Source organism: Enterococcus sp. DIV0774 (assembly GCF_050539095.1).
Taxonomy (GTDB): domain Bacteria; phylum Bacillota; class Bacilli; order Lactobacillales; family Enterococcaceae; genus Enterococcus; species Enterococcus faecalis.
Genome location: NZ_CP172923.1, coordinates 1,850,836 through 1,871,098, shown reverse-complemented (window position 1 = coordinate 1,871,098; position 20,263 = coordinate 1,850,836). Strand labels below are relative to the sequence as shown.

Genomic DNA, 20,263 nt, shown 5'->3' with positions numbered 1-20,263 from the left:
CCAGTGAAAACAAGAAAATGGTGGCTAATTACCTTAGCTGCTGCAGTACTAATCATAATAGGAATCGGAGGCAAACAATACATGGATAAAAAAGCAATAGAAAAAGATTACCAACAAGGAATCGATTTAATTCAAAAATATGTATCAAACTATTTGGTAGAAAACTATGAAGGCATTGAGAAGATTGAGTGGCAAGGTATTGGTGTAGAGTGGCGGAATGCAAAAGGATATGGGACTTCGCTGTTGGGGAATTATGTGGATAGTGATGTGAAAGTGTATGTTTCGGAAGATAAATACTTTATGCCTTACTTTCGATTGGCTGATGAAGCAGAATATGATTATGAGTTGGAAAAATATGTTGTACTAGATTCATTAAATTCTAAAAATATAGATATTGTTATTGAAGCAGAATTAAAAAGTACGATAAATAAATTAAGTCAGAATGAAAATAAAATTTTTGACAAATTTAAAAAAGCTACTAAAGGGAGTCCAAATGCAAAAGTAGTTTATAACATAGAAATTCACGAATTAATTTATTAGGAGGTAAAAGATTTTGACAAAGGAAATTACAACAGAAGAATTGGCAAAGGCAATTGATGCCATTAAAAAGACAGTTCAAAAAGAAACTGATACTGTGACTTTAGATATTCAAAGACGAAAAACAGACTATCAAATCATCCACAAAGCCGCCAGCACCCAATCCAGCCAACTAAATGCCATGGCCATCGCCCCTTTAGATGACCAAGGCAAACCTGACTATAACAACGTCGCTGTCGTGTACGCTGGTACCAATTCATTTGGCGATGAAGGTAAAAAAGGCTTTGAGACAGCTGGGACAGCTTTTGTAGGTGGACTTTCTGAAGAATATCAGGAAGCTGAAAAATTTTTAAAACAAACGCAGCAAAAAATCGCCTCGCAAAACGGCACAATTACCGATGTTGCAGGCTTTAGTCAATCAGGTGGCTACATGATGAAAATGGCAGGGAAATACGGGCAAGAAATGGGCTTTCGTACCACCAGTTTTGATGATTGGGGCCGCAATCAATTTGAACGTTTAACGACGAGTGAAAAACAGTGGCTACAAGAAAATCCAGAATTTTTGATTCGCTACCAAAATGATTCATGGGCAGCACTGTCAGGACGTGATAGTAAATATGGCACGCTTTCTTCGATTTCAGGGGTTGGTGAACATAATACTTTAGCCAACTATTTTGATGGAGACGACTTGGATTTGGATCGTTTAGCCAAAGATGGCATTTTCGCACCGAATATGACTTTGGAGCAAGTCAAGTTAGCAGCGAAAGTCTGGGCAAAGAAAAATGGCGACTGGGATCCCACCACAAATAATGAAGCCGAAGCGAAAAAACGAGTGCAGGAGTACTTAGAACTCTATGGCGAATTTGCGCAAACGAATGCGAATTTGGAAAAATTAAAATCTGGTACTGATAAAGCTATTCGTTCTTTACATACAAAAATTGCCAGTGCTTCTGGCGGTCAAAAAATCAAGTTACGAGCAGACTTGGCATTACAGGTAGCTAATCAGGCTAGGACAATCGGTGAAGAAGCGGAGAAATTGTTGAAACAAAGCCAGCAAGACACAGAACAAGCGTTAGCAGAAATTTCCAAGGAAATTTTAACAAGTGCCAATGAAATAAGACAATATTTGTCTTATTCTGAGGTCCAAGCAATGATTGCACCCTATGAAAAAAGTCGTTTGTGGGACGAGGCACAGGCCAGTCACAATCGGAAACAAGTGAAACAATATAATCAAAAACTGATGACATTTAGTGAAAAGTTAACAACTGCGGCTAAAAATATTCAAGAATACGATCGCCAAGCAGGGAATCAGTTATTTGCACAGAAATGAAAGGATGTCGCACATGGATGAACTGGAAAGAGAACTTCAATTGGAATTAGAACGCGTACAAAAGATACAAGAACGCCAAGCCATTCAAGCTGTGATTACAGCAAAACAAACCAGAATCACAACCATCAAACAAACCTCCACACATACAATCAAGAAACTTTCAGAATTGATGAGCAAACAATCAAAAACTACGTTGCCTACTTCCTTAAAAGGTGCGTTCCAAGGGCAAGTGGCGGACGCAGCGAGCCATTATTTGAAAACGATTCCTGACGCAAATTTAAAAACACCAGCAAAAGGAGGTTAAGAGATGACACCGGAAGAAAAACGCCGCAGTTACCAGATGATTGAAGACAACTATTATCAAGAAAAGCGCAGAATCAATCAACAACAGCAACATGTTTCCGCTGAAATCCAGCGATTTAGACAACAAACGAACCAACTAGTAGACAAGGTGGCTTATTTTACTAGAAATGATACTTGGGACAAACGAATGTTTCATCATCAAATAGCCACCAGTTTAGATGAAGTGAAACGAACAGAAAATCGGTTTGTTTCAATCCTAGAAGAAACAGAACAAACCATGCGAAAAAATTATCGAAAAGAGAGTGAGAAATTGGAAGAAATGGCAAGAATGGATTTGTAAGGGATTGGTAAATACGGAGTTAAAGGATGTTTTTTTCAATATGTTCATACAAATAATGGGATTCTTCACGAGTACATTACTCTTGTTCTCTAATTTTTAGCAAGCCAGTGACGGAACAAGATTGTTTTTTTACAAAAAACGAGTATACTTAATAGAGAAGCGAATGCAGAGAAACCGAAAAAAGGCACTTGACAGATTTGTCTGAGGGCCTTTTTTCAATGATAGAAGGAGGTTCATTTTGTGACAGAAAAAGCACGCGATTTATTTGATAAACTGATGACGCAAATTCAGTTAGATGACACAGCGAAAGAACATCCCTTAATTCAAAATGGCCGGATTGACAAGGTCATTGTTCACCAACAAAGTCGCTTATGGGAATTTCATTTAAGTTTTGATGAATTGATGCCAGTGATGCTATATCAAACATTTATGCAACAATTGGAACTAGCTTTTCAACAAATTGCGCAGGTTTCCGTTCAAATAACCACAAATCAGACAACATTTACAGAGGAACAATTAACGGATTATTGGCAGTTGGCCTTGTTAAATAGTCAATGCAATACACCGTTAGTTCAGAAAGTCTTAAAAACACAGACACCACAATTCGAAGATCGGAAAATTATCTTACCTGTTGATAATGAAGCAGTTATTCCTTATTTGAAGCAACAATATTTACCAATTATTGAGGAACTTTATTTCTCTTACGGGTTTCCTAAATTTCATATTGAACCAAAAATGGATCAACAGCAAGCTGCAGAAGTGCTGAAAAAGTTTGAAGAGCAAAAATTAGAACAAGCCGCAGCCTTTCAACAACAAGCTGCTGAATCGCTTGTTAAACATGAACAAATGAAAAAAGAAAAACAACAACAAGCGCCTGCGTTTGATGGTCCAATTCGTTTAGGGCGGAATATTCCCAATGATGAACCCATTATGCCAATGGGAAATATACTGGAAGAAGAACGTCGGATAACGATTGAAGGCTTTATTTTTGATAAAGAAGTGCGTGAATTGCGTTCTAAACGAAAAATTTTAATTTTGAAAATTACTGATTATACTTCCTCTTTCGTGGTGAAGAAATTTTCGAATGGGGAAAAAGATGAACAAGTTTTTGATGCGATTCAACCGCAAAGTTGGATTCGTGTTCGTGGTAGTGTACAAGAAGATACCTTCATGCGTGATTTAGTCATGAATGCCCAAGATTTGATGGAAGTCGCCCATGCGCCAAGAAAAGACTACGCGCCAGAAGGTGAAAAACGTGTAGAATTACACATGCATAGTAACATGAGTACAATGGATGCGACCAATAAAGTCGGTGACTTGGTGGCGCAAGCGGGGAAATGGGGGCACAAGGCCATCGCAATTACGGATCATGGCGGAGCCCAAGCGTTTCCTGATGCCCATGCTGCAGGTAAAAAAGCAGGCGTTAAAATTTTATACGGCGTGGAAGCCAATATTGTTGATGATGGTGTACCTATTGCTTACAACGAAGAACATATTGAATTAACAGATGCTACCTATGTGGTCTTTGACGTGGAAACAACGGGGCTTTCCGCTGTTTATGATACAATTATTGAATTGGCCGCTGTCAAAATGCACAAAGGAAATGTCATTGAGACATTTGAGCAATTTATTGATCCTGGCCATCCATTATCTCAAACAACGATCAATTTAACTGGGATTACAGATGAAATGGTGCGCGGTTCAAAATCCGAAGAAGAAGTTTTACGCATGTTTAAAGAGTTTTCAGAAGGAACTATTTTAGTGGCCCACAACGCTTCTTTTGATATGGGATTCTTAAACACAAGTTATGGCAAACATGGAATACCTGAAGCGGCTAATCCCGTCATCGATACATTAGAATTATCCAGATTCTTGTATCCACATTTCAAAAGCCATCGTCTAAATACCTTATCGAAAAAATTTGGCGTCAACTTAGAACAACATCACCGCGCCATCTATGACTCGGAATCAACGGGTCATTTGTGCTGGATTTTCTTAAAAGAAGCGAAAGAGAATCATGATATGCATTTCCATGATGATTTGAATCGTCATATTGGCGAAGGAGACTCATACAAACGAGCTCGACCTTTCCATGCAACGATTTTAGCAACAACTCAAGCAGGATTAAAAAATCTTTTTAAATTGATTTCGATGTCCAATGTAGATTATTTTTTCCGAGTACCACGGATTCCTCGTTCGCAATTATCGAAGTTAAGAGAAGGGCTTTTAATCGGTTCCGCATGTTCAAACGGCGAAATTTTTGAAGCAATGATGCAAAAAGGTGTCGAAGAAGCAAAAAATCGTGCCAAATTCTACGATTATATTGAAGTTATGCCCAAACCAGTTTACGCGCCATTAATTGAACAAGAATTGGTGAAAAATGAAGCAGATTTGGAAGAAATTATTAGTAATCTAGTGAAAATCGGTGACGAACTTGGCAAGCTGGTTGTCGCCACTGGAAATGTTCATTATTTAAATGAAGAAGATGCCATCTATCGGAAAATTTTAGTCGGGTCTATGGGTGGCGCTAATCCGTTAAATCGCCATAGTTTACCAAAGGTTCATTTCCGAACCACCGATGAAATGTTAACGGAATTTCAATTTTTAGGACAAGACGTCGCTAAGCGAATTGTAGTAGAAAATCCCAACAAAGTCGCTGATTTATGTGAAGAAGTTATTCCAGTAAAAGACGATTTGTATACGCCAAAAATTCCTGGGTCTGAACAAGAGATCACTGATTTAAGCTACAATCGTGCGCGCGAATTGTATGGCGATCCTTTACCAGAAATTGTCGAAAAACGGTTAGAAAAGGAACTGAATTCGATTAACGGGAATGGTTTCTCGGTCATTTATTTAATTTCTCAAAAACTGGTGCATAAAAGTAATGAAGACGGCTATTTAGTCGGTTCACGGGGCTCTGTCGGTTCGAGTTTTGTTGCGACAATGACAGGGATTACTGAAGTAAATCCTTTAGCGCCACATTATTATTGTCCTGAGTGTCAATATTCTGAGTTCTATGAAGATGGTTCCTATGGTTCAGGGTTTGATATGCCTGAAAAAGCCTGTCCAAAATGTGGTGCTCGATTGTTTAAAGATGGTCACGACATTCCTTTTGAAACGTTCTTAGGGTTCCATGGCGACAAAGTTCCCGATATCGATTTGAACTTTTCTGGCGATTATCAAGCCGAAGCCCATAACTACACGAAAGTTCTTTTTGGTGAAGAATATGTCTATCGGGCAGGAACCATTGGTACAGTAGCTGACAAAACAGCGTATGGCTTTGTTAAAGGATATGAAAGAGATCATAATTTACATTTGCGTGGTGCTGAAATTGATCGCTTAGCCAAAGGTTCAACAGGGGTTAAACGGACGACTGGGCAGCATCCCGGCGGTATTATTGTAATTCCTGATTACATGGATGTTTATGACTTTACGCCAATTCAATACCCTGCTGATGATCAAGAGGCAGAATGGAAAACGACGCACTTTGATTTCCATTCCATTCACGATAATATTTTAAAACTTGATATTCTGGGACATGATGATCCAACCGTGATTCGGATGTTACAAGATTTATCTGGGATTGAGCCAAAAACCATCCCAACAGACGATCCAGAAGTGATGCGTATTTTTGAAGGACCTGAGGTTCTAGGTGTGGATGCAGAGCAAATTTATTCTAAAACAGGAACGTTAGGAATTCCTGAATTTGGAACACGTTTCGTTCGAGGCATGTTAGAGCAGACCCATCCATCAACTTTTGCAGAATTACTTCAAATTTCTGGACTGTCTCACGGAACCGATGTGTGGCTAGGGAATGCAGAAGAGTTGATTCGCCGTGGCGAAGCCAATCTTGCTGAAGTAATTGGTTGTCGGGATGATATCATGGTATATTTAATTCATGCTGGTTTGGACAGTGGGATGGCCTTTAAGATTATGGAAACGGTACGTAAAGGACAATGGAATAAGATTCCTGATGAACTACGGGATACGTATTTAAATGCGATGAAAGAAAACAACGTCCCTGACTGGTATATTGATTCTTGTTCTAAAATTAAATATATGTTCCCGAAAGCCCATGCGGCAGCATACGTATTAATGGCATTGCGGGTCGCTTACTTTAAAGTTTATTTCCCAATCTTATATTACTGTGCATTTTTCTCCGTTCGGGCGGATGACTTCGACTTAGTGGCAATGTCACAAGGGAAAGAAGCTGTGAAAGCACGAATGAAAGAAATTACGGACAAAGGGATGGACGCCTCCACTAAAGAGAAAAACTTATTAACGGTTTTAGAATTATGTAATGAAATGTTGGAACGGGGCTATAAATTTGGCATGATTGATTTGTACAAATCAGATGCTGAAAATTTTGTGATTGAAGGGGATACCTTGATTGCACCTTTCCGAGCAGTGCCAAGTTTAGGACTCAACGTAGCGAAAGCCATTGTCGCTGCGCGAGAAGAGCAACCGTTCTTGTCGAAAGAAGATTTGGCAACACGCGGCAAAGTTTCTAAAACGTTAATTGAATACATGAATGAAAATGGTGTCTTAAAAGACTTGCCAGATGAAAACCAATTATCATTATTTGATATGTTATAAAAGAAAAATCTCTTAGAAAAAGGCCGGTGAAGCAACTTATTCACCGGCCTTTTTTAGTCATCAAATAAATTAGAAAATCATTGCTAGAAGCGTTTTAATTACTTATTAAAAAGCCATCTTTATTTAATTATGTTGAGCTTGTGCATAAAAAGTAAAATGCTTATGATAAATGAAGAGCTTTATTTTTTTAATAAGAAAGGAATTGGTTATATGGACAAAAAGCAATTACGATGGTTCACCGTCGGGTTAATTGCCTTTAACATGGTCTGGGGTCTTGGAAATGTTGTGAATAATTATGCACAACAAGGGATTTCAGTGGTCACTTCATGGCTTTTGATTTTAGTTTTATATTTTATTCCCTATGCGTTAATCGTAGGACAGTTAGGTTCAACATTTAAAGACAGTAATGGTGGGGTTAGTTCGTGGGTGCAAAATACCAGTACTAAACGTCTAGCCTATTATGCAGCATGGACTTATTGGGTAGTGCACATTCCTTACTTGGCACAAAAACCACAAGCAATTTTAATTGCCTTAGGTTGGGCAGTTCAAGGGAATGGAAACTTAGTCAATACGATGCCAATCGTAACGGTATCATTTATTTCATTAATAATTTTCTTGGTTTTCTTGTTATTATCAACAAAAGGGTTAACCACCTTAAAAGTTATTGGTGGTTTAGCTGGAACCGCCATGTTTGTGATGTCTATTTTATTCATTTTATTAGCGGTAGGCGCACCATTTATTAATTCAACGGTTGAATTTGCGACGCCAAACATGTCACAAGTCAGCACCTACATTCCTAAATTTGACTTTAGTTATTTTACAACCGTATCAATGTTAGTTTTTGCGGTAGGTGGCGCTGAAAAAATTTCTCCTTACGTAAATGCAACTAAAAATCCAGCCAAAGAGTTCCCTAAAGGAATGATTTTCCTAGCAGCAATGGTTGGTTTATCGGCTGTTTTAGGTTCATTTGCAATGGGCATGTTATTCTCAAGTGACAATATTCCTAAAGATTTAATGGCAAATGGTGCCTACAGTGCCTTCCAAAAATTAGGCGCATATTATGGTGTCGGTAATCTCTTAATGATTGTTTATGCTTTGACGAATACAGTGGGTCAAGTGGCTGCATTAGCCTTTTCAATTGATGCTCCACTGAAAATTCTTTTAGCTGAAGCAGATCCAGAATTTGTTCCAAGTTGGTTACGTAAACGTACGAAAAAAGGTACGTTAATTAATGGTTACTTATTAACAGGTATTTTAGTAAGTATTATTATCGCTTTACCGATGTTTGGGTTGAAGGACATGAACGAAGTGGTTAAATGGCTAACTAACTTAAATTCTGTAGTTATGCCAATGCGTTACTTGTGGGTCTTCTTTGCCTATATGCTTCTAAACAAAGCATACAAACAATTTAATTCAGAATATAAATTTGTTAAAAATCCTAAAATTGGTTTTGTGTTTGGTCTCTGGTGTTTCCTATTTACAGCCTTTGCTTGTATCCTAGGAATGGTGCCTAAATTTGAGTATGCCTCAGACCCTCAAGGCTGGTTGTTCCAATTAGCTTCTAACATTGTGACACCAATCGTCTTAATTCTATTAGGAATGATTTTACCAGCAATTGCACGTCGCGAGAAAAAAGACAAAATTTTGCCAATTGATTCAGCAGAATAATTGGTTACATGTCCCAAGAATAAAATAGTCAGTATAAGTATTTTGCGTGAGATAAATGGTCAATAGGACTGTTTATCTCACGTTTTTTTTCTGTCGATTTTTCTCTAAAATTTCTATTGTCTCTTAAAAATATGAGAAAATCAGAAGAATTTCTCCTGTATACTAAAGGTATCTATCATTAAAAATGGTTATTAACGGAGAAAAAGGAAGTGAACCTCATGACTAAAACACTTGAAACACAACCAGAAGAGAAAACGGTCTTTCTTTGTAAAGAAACGAATCCAGATTTTTTAGGACGAGAAATTTATGCGGATAATGTTGAAACACCGTATAATTTTTACTTAATTCGCAAGCTTTATTTAGCGAAAGAGTACCAAAATTTAGCAGAAGGGGAACAATTTTTTGAGGCTTTATGTGAAAGTTGGGATGAATCAGAACAGTTTGAAGAGTTAATTGTTAAAAAGATTTATGTCTATGTTGAAACGGAGTTAATGTACTACACTGTTTATTTTGGAAGCTTTGAGCCGACCACTCGTGACTTACGATTCGCACTGAAACAATGGATGTATGAAATACCGACAACTAAAAATAAAAAAACAGTCCGTATGAATGAAACCAATGTACAAGTAGTGCCGCAAGAAAATCAATTAACGGAATTAGCTGGTGAAATTGCTGTCTTACGTGAAATGTTGACACTTTTAAAAGAAAATTTAGCCTCCTTGAATGAAGCCGTTAAGCAAACGAGAAATCCCGTCATTTCTAGACAAATAAAAACGATCCATTTGAAAAGAGCTTCTCCTGTGATAGCCGCAGAACAGGCATCGCTAAAAGTATCAGAGGATACTAATCCGGAACAACCAGACGTCAATCTCTCGCCTGATAATCTGGAAAATCAAGAAGGTGAAACAACTGTAGCAACAAGTGAAGCAGTGCTTCCCGTTAACAAACTAGTGCTTGAAGAACCAGCGAAAGAACCAGTGTTATCTGAACCAGCGCCAATTAAAGAAGCGCAGCTAGAAAAAAAACAAGAAAACCAGCAGAGCACTGCGGCAAAACCTTTATTTACTTTTCCACAAGAAACAGAAAAAAGCTCGCTAAATTCAGTGGATAAGTCTGCCGAAAAAGAAGAGGAGCAGAAGCCAGAAAAAGAAGCTGTCTCTATGGAAAGTGAGAAAGAAAATTCATCAAGTCGGACAATTCCTGCGGACTTTCAACGACAATTGGACGAATTAGAAGAGGAAATTTATCGTCGCTTTATGAGTCGCCAGTTAGAGGATACTGATGGAAATCAAGCAGTACCGAAAATAACGATTGAAAAAAGACAGTTAGAAGCACAAATGTTTGAAGCAAAAGCATTCTCACAATCATTTAAACAAGTTCAAAAGAAAAAGGCAGGAGACGTGCGAATTTGCAATCAGTTAAGTTGTATGAAATTAGAAAAAGGATTAGATAAATTTTTAGACGAAGTTACAGAATATGTTGAAAAGCGGACCCTATTTAATAAAAAGGTTCGTTGTCCGCTACCAGTAATCAGAGAATTGGAAGGCTATGGGCAATTAAACCAGTATATGCAGAAAATCCTTGACTGTTATTAATCGCTTATTTAGGAGAAGGTAAGACAAAACCGTTCAGTTTATCAGCTTTTAAGCCTGAAACAAAAATCACTTTGGATTTTTGTTTCAGGCTCTTTCTTATTATCTCTGGAAAAGATTTCAAGAGAATTTTTGAAATACTAGTGAAAATCCTATAAATTGTAGTATAATTTTCAAAGATGAATGAAAGGCGTGAAGTCATTGAAAGACAAACAAGTGTATGCAGTAGTTGACCTTGAAACGACTGGAACAGATCCTACAAGTGATCGGATCATTCAGTTTGGATGCGTTCTCGTTCAAGATGGAAAGATTATTGCGAACTTTGCGACAGATGTGAATCCCAATCAAGTAGTACCAAAACAAATTCAAAGTTTAACGGGGATTAGTAATACGCAAGTTCAAAAAGCGCCTTATTTTGAAGATGTAGCACATACAATTTATCATTATCTGGAAGATACTATTTTTGTGGCGCATAACGTCCACTTTGATTATAATTTTTTAGCTCGTGAACTGGTACGGTGTGGCACGCCGCCACTTACCATTCCAGCCATTGATACAGTGGAATTGGCACAGATTTTTTTACCGACAGAAAAAAGTTTCCGTTTAAGTGATTTGTCGGAAAGCTTAGGTTTGTCTCATGAGAATCCCCATCAAGCAGATAGTGATGCGCAGGTTACAGCCGAACTTTTGTTATTAATTCAAGAAAAAATGAAATCTTTACCATTAGTCACTATGGAAAAAATTGCGGAATTAAGTCAACAGACAGCGCGGGAAACCAGTACTTTTATTCAACAAACGTATGAACAAATGAAAAAACAAGTCACACCATTAAATCCAGCTTATCAAGTGGTCAGTGGCATTGCTTTACGCAAAAAAGAAGTTCCTCTTTTTGAAGAAACGTTCTATCAGACTAGCACGTATCCCAAAACTAAAAAAGCCAAAGAAAAACTGTTTGGCGAACGTTTCGCTTATCGTGCGGAACAGAGTCGGATGATGAATTTAGTCTATGATCATTTTACAGAAGGAACGACAAAAGATTTATTTATTGAAGCAGCGACTGGAACGGGAAAAACATTAGGCTATCTGTTGCCGATGAGCTATTTAGCAACGCCAGAAAAACCAGTCATCATTTCAACAGTTTCGATTGTTTTACAAAATCAATTAGTGGAAAAAGATTTACCATTAGCCAATCAAATCTGCCAAGGAAAATTACGAGGCATTGTTATTAAAAGCCATCGACACTATCTTGATTTACAACGCTTTAAGGCAACGTTGAATCAGCCAACTCCGCAAAAACAATACGCTCTTTATCAAATGGGCGTTCTCGTCTGGTTGCTAGAAACAGAAACGGGCGATTTAGATGAACTACAATTGACGAATTTAAATCATTTATTCTGGAAAGAAGTTACACATCGCGGATTGGATTTTCTTTCAAAAAAAGATGAACTTTATGAAGTTGACTTTTTAAGACATCTGTATAAAAAAGTCGCTCAAAGTAACGTGTTGATTGTTAATCATGCATTTTTGGCGCAAGAGTCGCTAAGAAAACAACCGTTATTACCTGAAAGTCCGTGGCTAATTATTGATGAAGCACATCATTTACCAGACATCGCTAGTCGGATGGCGAGCGAACGAGTGAACAGTGTGATACTAAAAAAACAAGTCACGCATTTTATTGAAAAAGAACAACTTTTTGTTGCTTTACAGCAAATTTTTCAACAGTTTTCTGAAGAGCAGCGGTTTGTAAAAATTTATCAGCAAGGTTTACTGGATTTTGTGGATGAATGGCAAGATTTTCTTTTTGAATTGCATCGTTTATTTAGTAAAACGCAGAAGCGGATAGACCATCAGGAGTTGCTTTTAACCAAAGAACGTATTGATTATTTATCTGCTGCGGGAGAAAAACATAGTCAAACGCTCCAGCTTTTACTGCAGGAGTTGTTAACTATTCAAAGTAAGTTACAGCAAACAATTATGAGTCAGTTGGAAACCTTTAGTTTGGCTGATCGCATCGTTTTTGTTCGCTTATTTCAATTTTTTGATGAAATTGAACGTATTCATCACTGTTTTACCATTTATCTTGATGATTGGCGTCCACGTTGGGTAAAAGAATATTTACCACAAAATGAAGACCATGGCTTGATTGAAATTCATGACTTAGAAGCTAGTTTGCTTCCTGAAACAAAGTGGTATCCGCGGTATGAACGAATTATTTATACAAGCGGCACATTGAAGTTTGGCAACAATAAAAAGTATTTACCGCAACGGTTAGGTTTAACAGAGGTGACGTTCAAAACCCTGCCAACGCCATATAACTATGCAGAAAATGCGCGAGTCTATGTACCGGAAGAAGCAGTAGCCATTCAAAATGCCTCTTCCTATGAGATGGGTCAATACATTTCAGATACCATTGAAAAATTGATGGCGCAAGAGGAACGTTCGATGTTGGTTCTTTTTACTTCGCATGAATTATTGTCCACCGTGTATCATCAAGTCCAGCCAAGATTATTGGAAAAAGGACAAGAGGTCCTCGCCCAAGGGATTAGCGGCAGTCGTGAAAAAATTCTTAAACGGTTCTCTAATGGAAAACCGAATGTTTTGCTAGGAGCCGATAGCTTTTGGGAAGGTGTGGACTTACCAGGAACAGCTTTACAGTTATTGATAGTCACGCGTTTGCCTTTTGAAAACCCGAAACGACCACTTGTGCAAGCAAAATATGCGTATTTAGAAGCAGAAGGGATACAACCATTTGCTCAAGAAGCGGTACCGAAAGCAGCCTTACGTTTGCGACAAGCACTGGGCCGTTTAATCCGTTCTGAAGAAGACAGAGGGGCATTGCTGATTCTGGATCGTCGTTTAGTCACTGCAAAATATGGCAAACGATTAATCAAAGCGTTTCCCAAGGGACTCTCAGTAAAAGAAGCGCCCATGCCTGAAATTTTAGAAGAATTAAAGGAATTTTTAAACAAATAATCGATTATTTTTAGGTCATATTTGTGAAAGGCCGCTATTTTTCTGCTATAATAAGACCCAGTAAGTTTAGAGAGGATGGAAGGATTTTTGGAGGAATTAGAAGAAAAGAAAGAGAAGAAACGGATTACTGTCCTTTTAACCCTATTGGCAATCCTTTTAGCAATTCTTGTAACAATAATTATCTTTTTTGTACGAACCAATCAACCAATGGCTCAAGCCAAAAAAGAAGCAACCGCAATTGCCAAAACTTCTGCTAATTTAGAAACAGTTGATAAATTTTACTGGTTTACACGCAAAAATACGTATTTTACTTTAACCGGCAAAAATGATAAAGGCACAGAGATTGTCGTGATTGTCCCTAAATCGGGAGAAAAAGTCACGGTCTTAAATCAAAAAGATGGTCAAACTGAACAACAAATAACAGACATTGTTGCTAAAGCCCATCCCGATGAATCGGTGATGAAAGCTACGTTAGGGCTTTATGATAAGCGCCCTGCATGGGAAGTGGTCACCGAAAATGATCAAGGAGTACTGACGTATTATCTGATGAGCTTTGATAAAGGCGAAGAGATCAACGTTGTCAAAGATATTTAATTTAGATAGGTTTTGATGAAAGTGGGAGTGAAAGGTGTATGAACGTATCAAATCGAGCACAGCAATTGACTCCTTCTGTTACATTAGCAGCTGCCGCCAAAGCGAAAGCATTAAAAGCAAAAGGTGTAGATGTTTTAAGCTTAACGGTTGGGGAACCAGATTTTGTAACCCCGAAAAATATTCAAAAAGCAGCAATTGCTTCAATTGAGGATGGAAGAGCAAGTTATTACACACCTTCTGGCGGCATTCCTGAATTAAAGCAAGCAATTGTCTCTTATGTGGAACGAGAATATCAACTTCGTTATCAACCCAAGCAAGTTATTGTGACAGATGGTGCCAAATATGCGCTGTATCTATTATTTCAAGCCATTTTGAACGTTGGGGACGAAGTGATTATCCCTGTCCCTTATTGGGTAAGTTATGGTGAACAAGTCAAGTTAGCAGAAGGCAAGCCAGTATTTGTATCAAGCACGCAAGAGCAATCATTTAAAGTGTCAGTCGCACAATTAGAAGCTGTACGAACGGACAAAACAAAAGCAATCATTTTAAATTCACCATCTAACCCAACTGGTGTTATTTATACGGAAGAAGAATTACGCCAAATTGGTGAATGGGCAGTTGCTCATAATATCCTCATTATTGCAGATGATATTTATGGTCGTTTGGTGTACAATGGACATCGGTTCACACCAATTGCAACCATCTCAGAAGCAATTCGTCAACAGACAATCATTATTAATGGTGTTTCCAAAACATATGCAATGACAGGCTGGCGCATTGGTTTTGCAGTCGGTGATGAAAAAATTATTCAAGCAATGACACAACTCGCTTCACAATCCACCAGTAATCCAGTCGCGGTTAGCCAATATGCGGCAATTGAGGCTTTAACAGGTGAACAGTCGACAGTTGAAGACATGCGTCAGGCCTTTGAAAAACGCCTGAATCATATCTATCCAAAAGTAGCAGCTTTGCCAGGTGTTTCGCTAATAAAACCTGAAGGCGCATTTTATCTATTCCCGAATGTCAAAAAAACGTTAGAAATTTGTGGGTATGATAACGTGACTAATTGGGTGGAAGATTTATTACAAGAAGCGCATGTTGCTCTGGTAACAGGAGAAGGCTTTGGTGCACCAGAACATGTGCGGATGAGCTATGCGACAGATTTAATGACGTTAGAAAAAGCGATTGAGCGAATGAACGACTTTATAGAAAAGAAACGGATTCAGCACAACGCCTAAAAGAATAAACTAAGAAATGAACGGAGAGACAAACGTGGAACAAATTCAAATTATTGATTCAAACAAACATGTTGGAGAAACAGTAAAAATTGGCGCTTGGATTGCTAACAAACGCTCAAGCGGAAAAATTGCCTTTTTACAATTACGTGACGGGACAGCCTTTTTCCAAGGTGTCGTGTTCAAACCAAACTTCATTGAAGCCTTTGGTGAAGAAGCTGGTACAGAAAAATTCCAAGAAATTAAACATTTATCACAAGAAACAGCAGTCATGGTTACTGGTGTTATCAAAGAAGATAGCCGTTCTAAATTCGGCTATGAAATGGATATCACTGATTTAGAAGTCGTTGGCGCTTCAGAAGATTACCCAATTACGCCGAAAGAACACGGCACAGATTTCTTAATGGATCATCGTCATTTATGGTTACGTTCAAGCAAACAACATGCAATCATGTTAGTTCGTAACGAAATTATTCGTGCTACTTACGAGTTCTTTAACGAACAAGGATTCATTAAAATTGATAGCCCAATTTTAACAGGCTCAGCACCAGAAGGCACAACAGAATTATTTGAAACAGATTACTTCGGACAACCAGCATTCTTATCACAAACAGGTCAATTATATGCAGAAGCTGGTGCGATGGCATTTGGAAAAGTCTTTACTTTTGGACCAACCTTCCGCGCGGAAAAATCCAAAACTCGTCGTCACTTAACGGAATTCTGGATGATTGAACCAGAAATGGCATACACAACTCATGAAGAATCACTAGATATTCAAGAAGCTTACGTAAAACATTTAATTAAATCAGTATTGAAAAATCAACAATATCCATTGGATGTTTTAGAACGTGATACAGCGTTACTGGAAAAATATGTTTCGGAACCATTCAAACGTATTACTTACGATGATGCGATTGAGTTATTACAAAAAGAAGAAGCAAACAATGATTATGATCACATTGAATGGGGCGAAGACTTTGGTAGCCCACATGAAACCTTTATTTCAAATTACTATGGCGTTCCAACATTCATTTTAAATTATCCAAAAGCAATTAAAGCCTTCTATATGAAACCACATCCAACACGTGAAGATGTTGTAATTTGTGCCGATTTAATTGCACCAGAAGGTTATGGTGAAATTATCGGTGGTTCAGAGCGTGCAACTGATTATGATTATTTGAAAGAAAAAGTAGCTGAGTTTGGCTTATCTGAAGAAGAATACAGCTGGTATTTAGATTTACGTAAATACGGTTCTGTGCCACATTCTGGCTTCGGATTAGGTTTAGAACGTGCTGTTACGTTCATTACTGGTAATGAACATATTCGTGAAGCGATTCCGTTCCCACGTATGTTAAACCGTATTTATCCATAGAGAACAAATAAAAAAGAGAACTTCGGCAAAAGCCGAAGTTCTTTTTTTAATTCTGCCATAATTTTTGCATCTGGTCCAAAATATCAATGACTTCTGTCGTGAAAAATAAGGAGCGGTTGGGTTGAGTACCTTTGATTGCTTCAACCATATTGTAGATTTCATAATTCATGGCTTCAGCTGAGTACCCAGAAACGATGGTCTCAACCGTACCGTCATTGTAGTGAACGATTGCTTCATCTGCACGTGGATAATCTGTAATGGTAATATAGGCATCTTCAAAAGCAACAATTCCTTGCTTTGGCATTTTTGCTTGGAATGTTAATGAAACAGTAGCCAACTCATTTTCTTTATTCCGAAGCAATGTCACCGATTGTTCATCAACGCCAGTAGAGAAGGGAACCATGCTAGAAGCTAAAACGTCTGGCTGTGAGCTGAGAAACCAACGAGCAAACGAAACCGCATAAGTACCAATATCTAACAATGCGCCGCCTGCTAAGTCAGGATTAAAAAAGCGATTTTTAGGATCGGGTTCTTTGTAACTTCCAAATGGTGCTTGAATCATTTTTAACTGACCAAATTTGCCAGCATCCATCAAGCGACGTAATTCGTCGTATAGTGGCATGTTAAAAATAGTCATGGCTTCTGCTAAAATAAGGTCATTTTTTTCTGCAACTGCCAAGGCTTGTTTTAATTCTGCTGCGTTCATCGTAATAGCTTTTTCACACAACACATGTTTTCCGGCCTGGAGCGCTTTTAAAATGTGTTCAGCATGTTGTTTATTTGGCACTGCTATATAGACAACATCGATTGTTTCATCTGCTAGCAATTCTTCATAAGAACCATAGGCTTTAGGGATTGAATAATCAGCGGCAAATTGTTCTGCTTTAGTCAATGTCCGTGAAGCAACAGCTGCAAGTTGGCTAGTTTCTTGTTTAAACGTTGAAGCAAATTCGTGGGCAATCCCACCTAATCCTACGATGCCCCATTGATATAATTTTTTTGTCAAAAGAAGTCCTCCTAATCTATGCAATTTCTTCAAATCTTCTTCATTATTTATTATACTGTAAACAAGAGAAATTAGAAAACAAGGACAATTTTGTAAATATGATAAAATCCAGAGATAAAAAGATGCTTTTTTTAGAGAATTTCAGTAAAATAGAAAATGGAGGCGAATGATTATGCATCAAGTTTATGTAGATATTATTGTTGACGCAATTATTGAACAGTACCAAACAGAAGAAAATTTTTACTCCGCTTATCAAATTCAAGCAGCCGATTGGCAAGCTTGGAAAGAAGGCCAATTTGGTTTGGACAATGAAGTCATGCAAAAAATTAAGAATTTGTTTACGGATTATGAGTGGATGCTGACTCAAAAAATACTCCGCCAAACCATCTTATTTCCGGAAAAACGTAACCTAGCTGTTTCGGAATATAAACGGTTAAAAACAACAATTGCCAAAAAATGGCTACAATCTGATTTGGGCGTTGTAGAATTAATTCCTAACAATAAACAGGAACAAGAAATTGCTGCTGGTTATATTGATTTGAAAGTGACGCTGGCCTATGGCGAATGGGGTTTTGATGATATTATTACATTCCGGTTACCAGCTACGATTCAACGACAATTGGAAGGTTCAAAAGTTGAATTATTAGATTGGGTCAATGAAAATCTGATGGATACTTACGTAGGTGAATAACGAATAGGAAGGATGGTCTTTTGAAATACACAATTGCTGGGATTTTATCTGTGATTATTATGTTTGGTGCGGTAATTTTTGTCTTTTTTGGCAAAAAGCCAGTTGAAGAATCTGTTCACACATCAACTGAAACAACAGTGAAATCATCCACTAAAATTTCTGAAAGTAGTACAGTTTCTTCAACTGCTACCACTGAATCAAGTACTGAAATCACGAGCGTAAGCAGTGATGAAAGTTGATAATTTTCTGTGAAAATGATACAATTATTCGGTTATAGTAACAAATGAAATCAATCACGAAAGTGAAAGATAGTGAAACATTTTATCGGAAAATAAAAGATGAAGTGGGGAATTAATGAAGTGAGCAACTATCAGAAAAAAAGAAAAAAGCAGCTGAATTTGCCAAAGTTATTCTTAGGCGTAGTTGTCGTCGGTTTGGCCTTTGTCTTTTCGTTATCTGTCCTTTCTGATTCAGATAAGGGACAAAGCGAGTCAGTCAATCGCCAAAATGAAAACATCTCAAAAGAAGAATTTGTTGCTGAAATCACACCGTATGCACGTGAATTACAAGAATCTTACGGGGTGTTACCAAGTATTATTATGGGGCAAGCAGTTTTAGAATCAAATTTTGGACAAAGTCAATTAGCATCGAAATATAACAATCTTTTTGGGATTAAAGCATATGGCAATCAACCAAAAGTCAATTTAGAAACAAAAGAGTATGTCAATGAGGTCTGGATTACGATTCAGGGTGATTTTCGAGTTTATGACAATTGGGAAGAATCCATGCGAGATCATACCAAGTTATTTGTTGATGGGGTCGATTGGGATCCAAATTTATATGAAAAAGTCTTGTTAGCCAAAAATTATAAAGAGGCTGCACAAGCGCTTCAAGATGCTGGATACGCAACGGATCCTACATACGCTGATAAGATCATTCATGTAATTGAAGAATACAATTTAAATAAATACGACCGTTAAGCATGGAGGAACGATGACAATGAGCGAAAAGTGGATTCCAGAAATTATGACACCGCTGAAACAAGATATTGTAAAAATGCCAGAGATTATTCGGCAAGCCAGTGGCATTAAAATTTTTGGCCGTAAAATAAAATCAATTATTTTTACGACAGATATTGCGATTATCCGCAATACGGATGCACAGGCAGTGATTGCTGTATATCCTTTTACACCGCATCCAGCGATTACAAAAGGCATTATTGAAGCAGCGGATATTCCTGTCTTTTCAGGAGTCGGCGGCGGTTTAACGCAAGGCATGCGTTCTGCTTATATGAGTTTATTTGCAGAAGCACAAGGCTCAATGGGTGTTGTTTTGAATGGTCCTACACCAATTGAAACAATTAAAATGGTGGATGAAGCAATCGATATTCCTATTATCAGCACAGTAACTTCTATTCATACGCCAATTGATGAAAAACTTGCGGCTGGCGTGGATATGATTAATATCAGTGCAGGAAAAGACACTGCAGCCACTGTACGCTATTTCCGTGGCAAGTATCCAGAATTACCGATTATTGCAACAGGAGGACCAACTGAATCGAGTATCCATGAAACCATTATCGCCGGAGCGAATGCTATTACATATACGCCCCCTAGTAACGGTGAATTATTCAGCAAAAAAATGAAAAAATATCGTGAACAAGAAAAAGCAACCGATGAAGAATAAAAAACGCTTTGGCAGCTGATCCTGCCAAAGCGTTTTTGGCTATTTAATGTTCGCTTTTACGGAACAATGGAAGAATGAACCAATTATTTGAAAATTCTAATGAAAAAAAGTTGTTAAACCATTGAAAGTTAGAGATTTTTGTACTATCCTAGAGAAACATAGAAGCTTGTATAAGGTCAAAATACGGTTGACCGTCTCTACCCAGCACCGTAAATGCTGGTCTATAAGTGAAGAAGAGCGGATAGCCCTTTTTTGCTTTGGCAAAATGGGCTTTTTTCTTTTGTTAGAACACGAATATAAATAGCACTTTGTTTTATTTCGTTCGTTTTTAACGAACCGT

The 20,263-nt window shown here is 37.8% G+C and carries 16 protein-coding genes and 1 riboswitch; of the genes, 15 read left to right on the top strand and 1 reads right to left on the bottom strand.

What is annotated here, in order from left to right; all coding sequences use genetic code 11:
- Nucleotides 1–3 precede the first annotated feature (3 nt).
- From IGL86_RS08965 to asnS, 11 genes are all read left to right on the top strand, one after another.
- Nucleotides 4–540 (top strand): hypothetical protein, encoded by a 537-nt coding sequence (locus IGL86_RS08965; RefSeq protein ID WP_033626040.1) that lies wholly within the window; start codon nt 4–6, stop codon nt 538–540.
- 13 nt (nt 541–553) lie between these two features.
- Nucleotides 554–1,867, top strand: coding sequence for a hypothetical protein (locus tag IGL86_RS08960; protein WP_430605597.1), 1,314 nt, complete (start codon nt 554–556; stop codon nt 1,865–1,867).
- Nucleotides 1,868–1,880: 13 nt separating this feature from the next.
- On the top strand, nt 1,881–2,171 hold the full coding sequence (locus IGL86_RS08955; RefSeq protein ID WP_016617541.1) for a hypothetical protein: 291 nt from the start codon (nt 1,881–1,883) through the stop codon (nt 2,169–2,171).
- Between the two features lie 3 nt (nt 2,172–2,174).
- Nucleotides 2,175–2,510, top strand: a complete 336-nt coding sequence (locus tag IGL86_RS08950) for a hypothetical protein (RefSeq protein WP_016617542.1) — start codon at nt 2,175–2,177, stop codon at nt 2,508–2,510.
- Between the two features lie 240 nt (nt 2,511–2,750).
- Complete coding sequence (locus IGL86_RS08945) at nt 2,751–7,106, top strand: PolC-type DNA polymerase III (RefSeq protein WP_002400824.1); 4,356 nt, start codon at nt 2,751–2,753, stop codon at nt 7,104–7,106.
- 210 nt (nt 7,107–7,316) lie between these two features.
- Nucleotides 7,317–8,774, top strand: a complete 1,458-nt coding sequence (locus IGL86_RS08940; RefSeq protein WP_010709705.1) for an amino acid permease — start codon at nt 7,317–7,319, stop codon at nt 8,772–8,774.
- Between the two features lie 218 nt (nt 8,775–8,992).
- Entirely contained in the window at nt 8,993–10,369 is a 1,377-nt protein-coding gene (locus IGL86_RS08935; protein WP_002400823.1) for a hypothetical protein, read from the top strand.
- A gap of 180 nt (nt 10,370–10,549) precedes the next feature.
- A complete protein-coding gene (locus IGL86_RS08930) occupies nt 10,550–13,339 on the top strand; it encodes an ATP-dependent DNA helicase DinG (RefSeq protein WP_002364421.1) in 2,790 nt (929 codons plus the stop codon).
- 75 nt (nt 13,340–13,414) lie between these two features.
- Nucleotides 13,415–13,933 (top strand): DUF5590 domain-containing protein, encoded by a 519-nt coding sequence (locus IGL86_RS08925; RefSeq protein WP_002382785.1) that lies wholly within the window; start codon nt 13,415–13,417, stop codon nt 13,931–13,933.
- Nucleotides 13,934–13,971: 38 nt separating this feature from the next.
- Nucleotides 13,972–15,171, top strand: coding sequence for a pyridoxal phosphate-dependent aminotransferase (locus IGL86_RS08920; RefSeq protein WP_002359774.1), 1,200 nt, complete (start codon nt 13,972–13,974; stop codon nt 15,169–15,171).
- 16 nt (nt 15,172–15,187) lie between these two features.
- The gene (asnS, locus tag IGL86_RS08915; RefSeq protein ID WP_002376912.1) at nt 15,188–16,540 is read left to right on the top strand and encodes an asparagine--tRNA ligase; all 1,353 of its coding nucleotides are present in this window, start codon (nt 15,188–15,190) and stop codon (nt 16,538–16,540) included.
- Nucleotides 16,541–16,586: 46 nt separating this feature from the next.
- On the opposite strand, the gene IGL86_RS08910 is transcribed toward asnS, so the two are convergent.
- A complete protein-coding gene (locus tag IGL86_RS08910; protein ID WP_033625877.1) occupies nt 16,587–17,546 on the bottom strand; it encodes a Gfo/Idh/MocA family protein in 960 nt (319 codons plus the stop codon).
- Nucleotides 17,547–17,712: 166 nt separating this feature from the next.
- Between IGL86_RS08910 and IGL86_RS08905 the strand changes: the two genes are divergently transcribed.
- The 4 genes from IGL86_RS08905 (at nt 17,713) to IGL86_RS08890 (ending at nt 19,923) form a co-directional block, all read left to right on the top strand.
- Entirely contained in the window at nt 17,713–18,237 is a 525-nt protein-coding gene (locus IGL86_RS08905; protein WP_002382789.1) for a hypothetical protein, read from the top strand.
- Between the two features lie 59 nt (nt 18,238–18,296).
- Nucleotides 18,297–18,476, top strand: a complete 180-nt coding sequence (locus IGL86_RS08900; RefSeq protein ID WP_002384259.1) for a hypothetical protein — start codon at nt 18,297–18,299, stop codon at nt 18,474–18,476.
- A gap of 99 nt (nt 18,477–18,575) precedes the next feature.
- Nucleotides 18,576–19,217: a glycoside hydrolase family 73 protein gene (locus tag IGL86_RS08895; RefSeq protein WP_002366997.1), complete on the top strand. Its 642-nt coding sequence runs from the start codon at nt 18,576–18,578 to the stop codon at nt 19,215–19,217.
- Between the two features lie 19 nt (nt 19,218–19,236).
- A complete protein-coding gene (locus tag IGL86_RS08890) occupies nt 19,237–19,923 on the top strand; it encodes a hydrolase (protein WP_002356802.1) in 687 nt (228 codons plus the stop codon).
- Nucleotides 19,924–20,069: 146 nt separating this feature from the next.
- Nucleotides 20,070–20,167: riboswitch (purine riboswitch) on the top strand.
- The last annotated feature ends 96 nt before the right edge of the window (nt 20,168–20,263 follow it).